Annotated in this window: 10 protein-coding genes; all 10 read right to left on the bottom strand. The window is 39.9% G+C overall.

Annotated elements, in window-relative coordinates:
• Nucleotides 1-9 precede the first annotated feature (9 nt).
• Nucleotides 10-819 (bottom strand): Cof-type HAD-IIB family hydrolase, encoded by an 810-nt coding sequence (locus IGL70_RS00545; protein ID WP_002287898.1) that lies wholly within the window; start codon nucleotides 817-819, stop codon nucleotides 10-12.
• Nucleotides 820-827: 8 nt separating this feature from the next.
• Entirely contained in the window at nucleotides 828-4409 is a 3582-nt protein-coding gene (gene smc, locus IGL70_RS00540; protein ID WP_002301166.1) for a chromosome segregation protein SMC, read from the bottom strand.
• Nucleotides 4410-4428: 19 nt separating this feature from the next.
• Nucleotides 4429-5115, bottom strand: coding sequence for a ribonuclease III (gene rnc, locus IGL70_RS00535; protein WP_002287896.1), 687 nt, complete (start codon nucleotides 5113-5115; stop codon nucleotides 4429-4431).
• A 347-nt stretch (nucleotides 5116-5462) separates the two neighbouring features.
• Nucleotides 5463-7244 carry an oligopeptide ABC transporter substrate-binding protein gene (locus tag IGL70_RS00530; protein WP_002287894.1) on the bottom strand — a complete coding sequence of 594 codons (1782 nt, stop codon included), beginning with the start codon at nucleotides 7242-7244 and terminating at the stop codon, nucleotides 5463-5465.
• A gap of 25 nt (nucleotides 7245-7269) precedes the next feature.
• Entirely contained in the window at nucleotides 7270-8184 is a 915-nt protein-coding gene (locus tag IGL70_RS00525) for an ABC transporter permease (RefSeq protein ID WP_002287893.1), read from the bottom strand.
• A gap of 26 nt (nucleotides 8185-8210) precedes the next feature.
• Nucleotides 8211-9173, bottom strand: a complete 963-nt coding sequence (gene opp4B, locus IGL70_RS00520; RefSeq protein ID WP_002287892.1) for an oligopeptide ABC transporter permease — start codon at nucleotides 9171-9173, stop codon at nucleotides 8211-8213.
• Nucleotides 9173-10117 carry an ABC transporter ATP-binding protein gene (locus tag IGL70_RS00515; protein WP_002287891.1) on the bottom strand — a complete coding sequence of 315 codons (945 nt, stop codon included), beginning with the start codon at nucleotides 10115-10117 and terminating at the stop codon, nucleotides 9173-9175. The genes opp4B and IGL70_RS00515 overlap by 1 nt, the downstream gene beginning before the upstream one ends.
• Complete coding sequence (locus tag IGL70_RS00510) at nucleotides 10118-11122, bottom strand: ABC transporter ATP-binding protein (RefSeq protein ID WP_002287889.1); 1005 nt, start codon at nucleotides 11120-11122, stop codon at nucleotides 10118-10120.
• A gap of 267 nt (nucleotides 11123-11389) precedes the next feature.
• Nucleotides 11390-11632 carry an acyl carrier protein gene (acpP, locus tag IGL70_RS00505; RefSeq protein WP_002294295.1) on the bottom strand — a complete coding sequence of 81 codons (243 nt, stop codon included), beginning with the start codon at nucleotides 11630-11632 and terminating at the stop codon, nucleotides 11390-11392.
• 121 nt (nucleotides 11633-11753) lie between these two features.
• Entirely contained in the window at nucleotides 11754-12755 is a 1002-nt protein-coding gene (gene plsX / locus IGL70_RS00500) for a phosphate acyltransferase PlsX (protein ID WP_002289721.1), read from the bottom strand.
• Nucleotides 12756-12775: the final 20 nt, after the last annotated feature.

Here is a 12775-nt window from a genome sequence, read left to right as displayed (position 1 = left end):
GACTCCCCCCTACTCTAATACAAATTTTTGGATCACTTTGGCTACGCCATTTTCTTCATTGCTGGCTGTCACGAAATCTGCTGCTTCTTTGACGAAAGGCACAGCATTCTCCATCGCTACGCCTAGTCCAGCGTATTGGATCATCGGTAAATCATTTTCTTCATCACCGATTGCCATGATTTCTTCTTGTTTCAAACCAAGATCTTTTGCCAATAAAGAAATACCATAAGCTTTTGTAACACCTTTTGGCATAAATTCCAAAAGCATACTTCTCGTTTTGATGATCTCATACATTTCATGGAATTCTGCTGGTATTTCTTTGATTTTAGGATCTAATTCTTCTTGGTCATAAGCGATTACTGCCTTATTAAGCACAAATTCATCTGTAATATCGCTTATATCCGCTGGTTGGAATTGCAGCAGCTTATTCAACACATTGTACAAGGATTGCTTCCTTGGGGCACTAGGCAGCTGTAAAACCACATTGTCAGACAAAACATCTAGTGGCAGATCCAATTGCTGAGCCAGTTTGTATAAGCGTTGGATATCTGATACTTCCATCACTTTCTTTTCCATGATTTCACCAGTATCATTTTTTTGTACCAAACCGCCGTTGAAAGTGATGCTGTAGTCACCTTCATCTACCAGTCCTAATTCTTGCAGATAATGCGCCATCGCAGCTAAGGGGCGTCCTGTACATAGAACGATCTTGACCCCTTGCTGTTTTGCTTGTGCTAATGCTTGTTTATTCTCATCTGAAATCAGCTTTTGTTCATTTAATAATGTACCGTCCAAATCGATTGCTACTAATTTGATCATTTTCGTTCCTACACTTTCGTTTCGTTGATTTTCGCCTCTTCATTGATATCTTCCATCCGTACAGAAACGATTTTTGATACACCGGATTCCTGCATCGTCACTCCGTACAGTACATCTGCTGCGACCATCGTTCCTTTGCGGTGTGTGACTACGATAAATTGTGTGTCATCTTGGAAATCGCTCAAGTAACGACCAAAACGTTTCACGTTGGCTTCATCTAACGCTGCTTCTACCTCATCTAAGATACAAAACGGAACAGGACAGACACGGATAATAGAAAAGAGCAACGCGATGGCTGTAAGTGCTCGTTCTCCTCCAGAAAGCAAACTTAAACTTTGCAGTTTTTTGCCAGGAGGTTGTACTTCAATCTCAATACCTGTTTTCAGCAAATCAGTTGGTTCTGTCAGTACTAATTCAGCTTTACCGCCGCCAAACATATTTGGAAAGACAATTTTGAATTCTTGACGGATAGCTTCAAATACTTCTTTGAATCTTGTCCGCACTTCATCATCCATCTCATCCATCGTTTCAAACAATTGGTTTTTCGCTGCTAACAGATCATCTCGCTGTGTTGCTAAGAATGTATGTCTTTCACTGACTTGTTCGTATTGTTCGATTGAATTTAAGTTTACTGGTCCCAGTTTTTCAATCTGTTCTTTTAAGGATGAAACCTTTGTTCTACTGTCTTCGATATCGGTTGTTTCTTGATAGTCTTGGGAAGCTTTCTCAAATGTCAGCTGATATTCTGACTGCAGATAGGTCAAATGATTATCTAAAATCATTTCAGCTCGGTCTTTTTGGACTTCTAATTTGGATTGTTCCGACAGTCGTGCTTTTTGCTCACGATTACGCTCTGCCAAGACTGCTTCAAGCTTATCGATCTCCTTTTGCCTTCTATCTCGCTGCTCTTTGGCTTTTGCCAACTCGGCTTTCAATGTTTCTCGCTGAGCAGATAATTCGTTAATTTGTTTTTCCAAACTTTCTTCTGTGACTTCATGATCAGAAAAGTCTGCTGTCAATGTCGCCAACTGCTTTTCTATCGCTTCTTGACGTTCGGTTGCCTCTGCTTTTTGGACTCGGGCACCGCGGAGCTGGATCTGCAGATGATTAAACTGCTCTTTCAAGACAGCAAGATCTGCTTGTTCTTGTGCTTTTTGACTTTGTACTTGTGCTCTTCTGGCTTCCATCTGGTCGCTTTCTTGACTTAACGATTTGATTTCTTCGTCGATTTTTTGTCGTTGCGATTCAAGATCTGTTTGTTTGTCTTTCAATTCGTTCGTTTGCTTTTCGTAATCTTCGATAAACTGCTGCAGTTCACGTGTCTCAAAAGTTGAGATTTGCTTTTCTTTTTCAAAACGTTCAAGTTCATTTATGATGTTTTGCAGCTGATTTGTCGCTTCTTGTTCTTCAAAACGTAATTGTTCGCCTCGTGTACGCAAAACTTCTTGTTCTTCGGCTAAACGAGCTGTTTCTTGTTGCAGCTCCTGAACTTTTTTTTCTTGTGCTTGGAGTTGTTTATCTGCTTCTTCAAATTCACTAGTCAACTGTTTCAATTCTTGATTTTGTACAAACAAACTGCCTTGGTTTCCTCGTTTATTCGCTCCACCTGTCATGGATCCTCCGGCATTCATCACATCACCTTCTAAGGAAACCACTCGATATTGATAGCGGATCGTTTGCGCGATTGCATTGGCACTAGTTAAGTCTTTGGCTAAAAGGATCGTTCCTAGCAGGTTTTGAACCACAGTTTGGATTTGATCGGGATAACTGACTTGTTCACTGGCAATCCCTATAAACCCTTCTACAGCTGCTGCTTGTGTCAATATATGAGCCGGTAATTGTCTTGGTTTGATTGTCGTCAGTGGAAGGAATGTTGCTCTTCCTCCTCTTTGCTGTTTCAAATACGTGATGGCTTGCCGAGCATCTTTTTCATTTTCAACGATGACATGCTGGGCTGCCCCACCTAAAGCTGTTTCGATAGCTAACGTGAAATCTGCAGGAACATCGATCAGTTCAGCCACTGCTCCGACAATACCCGAAAGCTGCTGTTTATGCTGCAAGACCAATCGAACCCCTTGGTAAAAACCAAAATAGTTTTCTTGGATTTCTTGAAGGCTTTTCTTACGAGCACGTAGCTGCTGGACTTGATTCATTAATTGATACATTTTAGGCTGTTCTTTTGCTAATGCTTCTTGGAACTTTTTCCCGTTTTGTTGGATCATTTCTAACTTCTCTTTTGTTTCAGTTAAAGATGATTTTAGCTGCGCCTGCTTTTGTGTCAATTCTTCTTTTTGTAAGATCAATCGGTCTACTGATGCCTCTACTTCCGATTGCTTGGCTAACGTCTGCTTACTTTTTGCTGTTTCTTGTACATATTGACGTTCTAGATACTTCAGTTCGTTTCCTACAGCTGCTTGCTCTTGCATCAAATCAACATATTGATCTCTTAGTTCTGCCAGTAATTCTTTCGTTGATTTTTGGTATTTTTCTAATTCTTGCTGTGTTTTTATGAGACTTGCTTCAGCTTTTTGGATTTCTGTTTCTTTTTCTGCTACTTCTTTCAACAAGCTTTCTTGAAGCTTTTCAAAATGTTTAACCTTTTTTTGTGCTTCTGCTAATGAAGTTTGATATTCTTGCGAGCTTTTTTGTGTATGCTTTGTCCGCTCCTGCAAAACATCTTTTTGTCCTTCTGTCTGCTTCAGTTTTTCCGAAAGATCTAATAATACTTGCTGATTTTTTTCGATCAGACGATCGGCTTGCGCATTTTCTTTACGCTGCTTCGCCAAAATGGATTCTTGTTCTTGGATCGACTCAGATAGTTTGCCTAATTCTAGATTGAATTTCGCAAGCTGTGCTTGTTTGTTGTCCCAATCTTTTTTTGCTGTCTTGATTTCGGCAACCATCAAAGAGACATCGGTTTGAGTCAGTGTTTCTTTTAGCCGTAAAAACTCCTTTGCTGCCTCACTCTGGGCGGCCAAAGGAGTTAACTGTTCTTCCAATTCGTGGATGATGTCTTGGACGCGGCTGAGGTTGTCTTCTGTTTCAAAAAGCTTCTGTTCTGCTTTCTTTTTCCGCTGCTTGTATTTCAAGACACCAGCTGCTTCTTCAAAGATCCCACGACGGTCTTCCGGTTTACTACTGAAAATCGCTTCTACTTTTCCTTGAGAAATGATTGAGAACGATTCTTTTCCTAATCCAGAGTCTAAGAACAATTCTTGGATATCTTTTAATCTGCAGCTTTGTTTATTGATGAAAAACTCGCTTTCCCCAGTCCGTCGATAACGGCGGGTTACACTGATCTCATTGTACTCCAATGGCAGATAATGATCACTATTGTCTAAAATCACTGTGACTTCTGCAATATTCAGCTGCTTACGGGTATCGGAACCGGCAAAGATGATATCCGGCATTTTTCCGCCTCGCAGACTTTTAGCAGATTGTTCTCCTAATACCCAGCGGATAGCTTCTGTAATATTGCTTTTTCCACTGCCATTTGGTCCAACCACTGCTGTGACGCTATTTTCAAAGTCAATGACTGTCTTGTCTGCAAATGATTTAAAACCGGCTATTTCAATTCGTTTCAAATACAAAGCTTTCCCTCACTTACTTTTACAGTGCTGCCAATGCATTTTCCGCCGCAGCTTGTTCTGCTAATTTTTTCGATTTTCCTTGTCCAGTGCCAATCAATTGATCATCTACATAAACTTCGATCCAAAATACTCGTTCATGAGCTGGACCTTCTTCATTGATCAATCGGTATTCGATTGATACATCACCTGATTTTTGCAAGACTTCTTGTAGTTTTGTTTTATGATCCATCTCATGTGAAAAAGCACCTGCTTTGACTTTAGGAAAAATCACTTTTTCGATGAATGCATGGGTCGTGTCGAATCCCTGGTCAAGATATAACGCGCCTAAAAAAGCTTCGAATAGGTCGCAAAGCAATGCTGGTCGCGTACGTCCTCCTGAATTCTCTTCTCCCTTGCCCAACAAAACATATTGATCAAAGTGACATTCTTTGGCAAATTTCGACAAGCTGTCTTCGCGAACGATCGCAGCTCGTGTTTTTGTCAATTTTCCTTCTGGCAAATGAGGATATAAACGGAATAAATACTGAGAAACCATCAGTTCTAAAACGGCATCTCCTAAAAATTCAAGTCGCTCATTATCCGATAATTGCAGATTGCGATGCTCATTCACATAGGATGAATGGGTAAAAGCTTGTTCAAGCAAATTTAGATCGTGAAAAACGATGTTATAGTTTTCTTTTAGTTCTTTTGTCAGCTGGTTGTCCATTTTCCACATTCCTTTTATGGATATTTTTTCGATACTTCCTTATTATACTGGTTTTTTGTCAAATTTGAAATGGTTCGGTCAAAAGGTAAGTAAAGCTTTAATAATCCTAGTGATTGACGAGAAGTTGTGAAAAATTCGTTTAGTTTCGAGTATGAAGAAAAAATTTTGTGAAAATGGCTTTCCATATTTTTGCATAAATTTGACTTAATACCGAGAAACTGGACTTTGAACACCGTTTATTGGAGAAGTCATGAAATCAGCGCCTTGACCTGAATATTAGAGAAATAAACAGAAAAATATCAAAAAACCGAAAAAGGACATCGCCCTTTTTCGGTCATTTTTAGTGATTATGAACGTGAATCTGCTGTAACAGAAACATTTGCCCATGGGTTTGGTACATCATAAGACCAATCCCAGTCTTTGACACGGTCGTTGACTGGCAATACTTCATTACGGAACAACGTTGGAATCGCAAATGCTTCTTCAAATGCATATTGTTGCCATTTTTGATATGCTTCTTTTTGGTACTCTTCATCAAATGCTTTGCTTGAACTGATATCGTTGATCAATTTTGTATTTTCTTCTGATTCATAACGAGTGTAGTTGAACGCAGCATTTGGTCCCCATAGTCCACTTGGATTTGGATCAGTTCCTGTATTCCAAGCAGCTTGGTAAACATCAATTTCAGGATCATCGTTTTCTAATTTATCATAGAAAGAATTGAATTCGATCAGACGACCTGTTGTGTATTGGACATCCAAACCGATTTCTTTCCACTGTTGGATATAGTAATCTGCCAATGGTTGCGCTGTTTCCCCACCGGACATCGAAGCAAAGTTGATTGTTAGTTTATTTCCATCTTTGTCTTCTCTTAAACCATCGTCATCCACATCTTTGTAGCCAGCATCATCTAATAGTTTTTTCGCTTTGTCTAGATCTTGTGTGAATCCTTTCATCTCATCATCATGGTATGACTGGAATACTGGAGGAATCAATGAAGTCGCATTGCTTCTCAAACCTGCATAGAAACGCTCACCTACTGCATTATTATCTAATGCATAGCCCATTGCTTGACGTAATGATTTATCAGCCATTTTTGAATCTGGATTGTATTCCACACTCTTTGTATCTGCATTCCATTTACCTAACTTGAATCCTAGATAAGTATAAGAAGTTTGTTCACGGCCTAAGTTTGTATAGCCAGCAATTTCTTTATAGGTATCGTAAGTATCTGTTGGCATTTGGAAAATCATATCATATAATTTAGAGTTCAATGCTTCAGTTGCACTTGCCATCGGTACAGATTTCATCGTGATCTTTTTCAATTTAGGCGTACCATTCCAGTAGTGCTCGTTTGGCAAGTATTCTACTGATTCTCCTGCAACGATATTACTCATGTAATAAGGGCCAAAAGTCACTGGATTTTTACGTACTTGATCGCTTGATTCCATATCTTTGATTGCTACACCTTCTAACGTATGTTTTGGTGCTGCATATGACCAAATACCACCACCCGATTGAAGCATGCTTGGGTTTACTTCTTTATATTCGATTTCAACTGTTTTGTCGTCTATTTTTTTGATTCCGGAGATTGTGTCGGCACTTCCATCATGATATTCTTCCATACCTACGATGTTACGGAAAGTGTCGTCATAACGGATACCAGTGTAATCTTTATTCCCAATGATTTCGTAAGGGAAAATCACATCGTCCGCCGTTACATCTTCACCATCTGACCATTTGACGTTGTCTTTTACTTTGATTGTCGCTTTTTTCGTATCTTCATCTAGATCAAGCGTTGCAGCTCCGTCGTCTGTGATTCTGAAATCGTCATCGTTTGCAAATAGCGGTTCATGAGAAGGAGCCATAAAAGCTGCATCATATGAATCTTGGTAAAACTCCCACTGGAACAATCCTTTAAACTGACTGTCCGTTGCGACCGCAGCTTCTAATTCGCCGTCTTCGATTGCATCATCATTATTTTTTGTTGCAATTGGAAAAGTTAATTCCTCTTTGTTATTGCCGTTGCCTCCAGAGTTGTTTCCAGAGGTATCTGTACCTCCGCCCCCGCATGCTGCAAGAACGACAGCAGACATCAGCGCTGCAAATCCAAAAATCGTTTTCTTCATTCCTATTTCCCCCTTCGCTTCTATACTAGCCTAACCGTTGGCGCGCATCTGCAGAACGCTTGAATGCTTGTCCAACATAATTGATACTCAACATCAAAACTAAAATAAGGATTGATGCGGGTAACCAGATCCATTGCCGATTCACTAAGACTTCTCCGTTACTTGCATAACCGATCAATGTACCTAAACTAGGTACATTTGCCGGCAAGCCGAAACCTAAGAAAGTCAAAGTTGTCTCGATACCGATGTTTGCCGCAAAGTTCATCGTCAAATTAGTAATGATTAATGAACTTAGATTCGGCATGATTTCGCGGAACATGATTTTAAAATCATTGGTTCCCATTGTTTTTGAGGCACTGACATAATCTCTTCTTGCTTCAGATAATGTCTTGCTTCGGAATAATCGGGCTTTAGCTACCCAATAAAATGCACTCATGATGAATATAAAGGACCAGACATTGTATCTGGAAATAATCGATACGAAGACGATAATGATCAGCATGATCGGTAGAATCATGATAAAATCAACGATCCGCATCAAGATGTTGTCAATGATCCCTCCGTAGTAGCCAGAGATGATCCCTAATCCAACCCCGATGATCGAAGTAAGGATCGTGATCGCAAATCCGATCGTAACAGAGTTTCTAGCACCTATGATCAATTGTCCTAATACATCACGTCCGCCTTCATCTGCTCCCAGAATGAACTTTTGTCCTTGTGTCGAAACTGTTCCTGGTGCAGCGTATTTGTCGAAGATACTAACATACATCACTTTGTCTTGATCGGTCAGCATCGCACCGATAAAGATCACTAATAATAAAACCACTAGCAAACCTAATGAAAAAATAGCAATTTTATCTTTTTTAAATTCTCGAGCAATCATTCGTATCCCCATAGGAGGAATACTTTCTTGAACTGCTGTATTGTTTTTTTCACTCATCGATCCATTCTCCTTTCTGATTGGTTTTATTGAATCCGAATACGCGGGTCAACGATACTCATGATGATATCTGAAAGTAATGTCCCCACTAGCGTCGCGATTCCTAAAATCAATACTAAGGATGTGATCACGGTATAGTCCCGTTGGCCGATGGAATCAATAAATAGTTTTCCGACTCCCGGATAACCAAAAATCTTTTCGATAACTACAGAACCAGCAATCAACGAAGTGATTTCATACCCCATTTGAGAAGCCATCGGCAACGCTGCATTTCGGAAAATATGTCGACTGAATACTTTATTCGTCGGTACCCCTTTGGAACGGGCTGTTCTGACAAAATCGAGCGATTTCGAATCGATTACTTCACTTCGCAGATATTGGATTGTGACGGCAGTCGCCAAAAATGCTTGGGTAATTGATGGTAACAGAATATATTTCAAACGGTCTATCCATTGAGTGATAAATCCACCTTGCAAACCTAGTGTTTGTGATCCACTTGTTGGGAACCAGCCTAAACGATAACCAAAAACAAATAGCATGATCAAGCCGAAGATAAATAAAGGAACAGCAAAACTAAAGAAGTTGTAGATTACGACAATCTTATCCAAGATTGAATTTTGATACCGGCCAGCAAGCATCCCCAGAGGCACAGCAATCAAATAAGTAAGGACAACTGTCAAGATCGATAGATATAAAGTGTTGATGATCCGTTCGCCGATCAAGTCAGCAACAGAGCGTTTGTATAAGAAACTTTGACCAAAATCGCCTTGCAAAGCATTTCCGATCCAACGGAAGTACTGGACATACCATGGGTCATTCAAGCCAGCTGCTTGTCGCATCTGTTCGATCACTGCCGGATCCTGATTTGGATTGATCAAACCGGTAAATGGATCCCCCGGCATCGCTTGGGCTAATAAGAAGATCAGAACACTTAAAATAATAACTTGCGGGATCATCAATAAAACACGTCGCAGAATCGTTTTCCACATTAGCTTGCACCTCCATCTTTCAACGCCACTTTGTGTGTAGTTGTGATCGTACGCAAATCGTAGACTCGACCAGTCGCATCATAGTATTCTTTTTGGTTTTGGATATACTCTTGTTCTACTCTTCGTCGATTTTCTTTGTGGCTTTCCCTATTTTCTACATCGATTTGCGGAATAGCTGAAAGCAGACGTTTCGTATAGATATGTCGCGGGTCATTATAAATGTCTTCTCTTGTACCGATTTCTACAAATCGACCTTTGTACATAATTGCGATATTGTCGCACATGTGTTTTACTACACCTAAATCATGTGAAATGAATAAATAGCTGAGGCCGTATTCTTGCTGGATTCGTTTCATGAAATTCAATACTTGCGCTTGAACAGATAGATCCAGAGCAGATACAGGTTCATCGGCTACGATCAGTTTTGGATTGGTAGCAACAGCACGGGCTACTCCTAGACGTTGACGTTGTCCGCCTGAAAATTCATGAGGATATTTATATAGCGCATCTTCCGGCATCCCAACGATATCTAGCAGTCCTTTTACCTTTTTCTTTTCTTCTTGATCGCTTAACCGTTCAAAATTTCGGATGGGTTCAGCAATGATATCCAACACTCGCTTTTTAGGATTCAAACTGGACATTGAATCTTGGAAGATCATCTGCACATCCTTGTTATAACCCATTTTTTTGCGGTTGCTTCGCTTCGTTACATCTTTTCCTTCATACATGATTTGTCCGGCTGTCACCTTTTCTAATCCCACAACGGCTTTTCCCGTAGTAGATTTTCCAGAGCCAGACTCTCCCACTAAACCATATGTCTTTCCTTTTTCGATAATAAAATCCACACCATCTACAGCATATACATGATCCGTTACTCGATTGAAGAATCCACTGCGAATAGGGTAATGAACTTTCAGGTCTTTGATTGTGATTAATTCTGTCATCTACACCTCTCCTTTTTCGTCTCTAAAGTGGAAATGCTTATAGCAGGAGCAACGTACCAAGTGGTTCGGTGCGACTTCATGAAGGATAGGCTCTTCTTCATGATCGCTTGCTGGTATCCATGGAATACGTGGTGCAAACCGACAACCTTTACGAGGCATGTTTTTCAGAGAAGGAACGACACCTTCGATCACATGGAGTTCTGCATCATGATTTCCTTCTTGTGGTATAGAGTTCAGTAAAGAGCGTGTATAAGGATGCTTAGGATGATCAAACAGTTCTTTTACACCTGCTACTTCAACGAACTGTCCGCCATACATCACTGCCACTCGATCAGCCATTTCTGCTACGACTCCTAAGTCATGAGTGATCAAGATGATCCCTGTTTTTGTTTCTTCCTGAAGGTCTTTCAGTAAATCAAGAATCTGTGCTTGGATGGTTACATCTAGGGCTGTCGTCGGTTCATCTGCAATGACGATTGGAGGTTTGCAGGCGATTGCGATTGCGATGATGACACGTTGTCTCATACCGCCTGATAGTTCATGGGGATATTGGCGTCCAACTCTCGCAGGATTAGGAATCCCTACTTGTTCTAGCAATTCTAGTGCACGAGCTTGACGCTGTTCTGCATTCATCTTTGTGTGATAGGAAAGTCCTTCTTTGATCTGGTCTTCGATTCTCATGAGAGGATTTAATGCAGACAACGGATCTTGGAAAATCATTCCGATATCATTTCCGCGGATTTTATTATAGAGCGTTTCGTTCAGGTCGATTAAATTCAGATCGTTATATAAAATCTCACCTGTAATTTTTGTGTTATTAGGATCAAGTAATCCCATAATCGTAGTAGCCAAGGTACTTTTCCCGCACCCAGATTCCCCAACGATTGCTAAAATCTCGTTTTTGTCTAAAGTAAATGAAACGTCATCTACTGCATCGTAATAGTCATCTTTGAGTCGGAATCCTGTATGTAGGTTCTGAACTTCTAATAATTGGTTATCGGACAATCGAATACCCCTCTCTGCTTCCTAAATGGAAGTTTTTCTTAATAAAAAAGGACATTACACAGAATAAAGCGTTTTATAACAAAGGTTATTCTTATCTTTGTGTAATGAATTATTAATAATTATATAGAAAACCGCTTTACTTTGCAACATAATTTCTGTTTATCGCCAGAATTATCAGAAAAATGACTTTTACGTGTCAAAAAGATTAAAAAAAGAAGGATAAAAAGCTGTATGCAGCTTTTTATCCTTCTTTGCTTTTATTTGAAATTATTTAAGATGGCTGCTGATATAATCTACTGCGCCACCGACTGTTTCAATTTGTTCAGCGTCTTCATCTGAAATTTCCGTACCGAATTCATCTTCAAGCTCTAAAACGAATTCCATAATACTAATTGAATCAGCTTTTAAATCATCTTTGATGTTCAATTCATCCGTCACTTTATCGGTATCTATCTCAAAATGATTTGAAATAATTTTCGCTACTTTGTTAAATACTTCTTCGCGAGTCAACTTTTTCACCTCCAAGAATCATACACTTGTCAATTACCTACACCATGGCTAATTTTACTGGCATTTTTCAGGAATGTCCACCTTTTTTTCAATGGAACGGATTGCTTCAGATATCCAAATACTATTCTTCGCTTTTTTCAAATTGTTCGACTAATTGTCCAACTACATCTGTCTCAAGCATTGTGTGGATTTGGCGGATCGTATAGCGAACAGCATCGGGGCCTGTTGCTCCATGAGTTTTAATGACTGGTGCTTTCAAGCCAAACAAAACGGCACCGCCATGTTTGGAATAATCCATTTCTGCTTTCAAAGAACGTAAGCCGTCTTTTAAAAGCATAGCGCCCATTTTTCCTTTGATCCCTTCATTTAGAATAGCAGATTTTAATAGATTCATCATATTCATTGCTGTTCCTTCAATAGATTTCAAAACAGCGTTGCCTGTAAATCCATCTGTGACCACTACATCAGCCACACCATTGAGTAGCTCACGAGCTTCTACGTTTCCAATAAAATTCAAGCTTGTTTCATTCTGAAGGAGTTCATAGGCTTTTTTCGTCACTTCACTACCTTTTGTTGCTTCTGTTCCGTTGTTTAAGAGTGCGACACGAGGACGTCCGATACCTCGGACTTTACGTGCATAAAAAGAACCTAAAATACCGTATTGCAACAAATGTTCTGGTTTGTTTTCTGCGTTAGCGCCAAGATCCAGCATATCGAAACCGGCACCTTCTTTCCCTACTACTGGCAAGGTAGACATCAAGCCAGGGCGTTCGATATTTTTGATACGTCCTACGATGAACAACCCTGCTGCTAGTAGCGCGCCTGTATTCCCTGCTGAAAATACAGCATCTGCTTCACCGTTTTTCACTGCTTGTGCAGCAAGGACCATTGATGCAGTCTTTTTTCGTCGAATTGCTTTTACTGGCTCATCATCACTATTGATTTTTTCGTCTGTATGGATAATCGTGATGTTTTTTTCATTTGTTAAGTATTTCTTGATTTCTGCTTCTTTTCCGTAAAGTAAGAATTCTACTTCTGGAAAATCTTGCTGCGCTAAAGCCACGCCTTCTACAATTGCTTGAGGTGCGTGATCTCCGCCCATTGCATCTACGGCAATTTTCATTGTTTCCACTCCTTTTTCCG

The organism is Enterococcus sp. DIV0901a (genome assembly GCF_051711525.1).
In the GTDB taxonomy this organism is placed as follows: domain Bacteria; phylum Bacillota; class Bacilli; order Lactobacillales; family Enterococcaceae; genus Enterococcus_B; species Enterococcus_B faecium.
The sequence above is the reverse complement of the archived record's forward strand: the minus strand, read 5'-3'. Positions and strand labels throughout refer to the sequence as shown.

Excerpts from the sequence above, each read along its gene's own strand:
- opp4B (WP_002287892.1), bottom strand. The coding sequence starts at position 9,173 with ATGTGGAAAACGATTCTGCGACGTGTTTTATTGATGATCCCGCAAGTT.
- rnc (WP_002287896.1), bottom strand. The coding sequence starts at position 5,115 with ATGGACAACCAGCTGACAAAAGAACTAAAAGAAAACTATAACATCGTT.
- plsX (WP_002289721.1), bottom strand. The coding sequence starts at position 12,755 with ATGAAAATTGCCGTAGATGCAATGGGCGGAGATCACGCACCTCAAGCA.
- IGL70_RS00545 (WP_002287898.1), bottom strand. The coding sequence starts at position 819 with ATGATCAAATTAGTAGCAATCGATTTGGACGGTACATTATTAAATGAA.
- IGL70_RS00525 (WP_002287893.1), bottom strand. The coding sequence starts at position 8,184 with ATGAGTGAAAAAAACAATACAGCAGTTCAAGAAAGTATTCCTCCTATG.
- IGL70_RS00530 (WP_002287894.1), bottom strand. The coding sequence starts at position 7,244 with ATGAAGAAAACGATTTTTGGATTTGCAGCGCTGATGTCTGCTGTCGTT.
- IGL70_RS00515 (WP_002287891.1), bottom strand. The coding sequence starts at position 10,117 with ATGACAGAATTAATCACAATCAAAGACCTGAAAGTTCATTACCCTATT.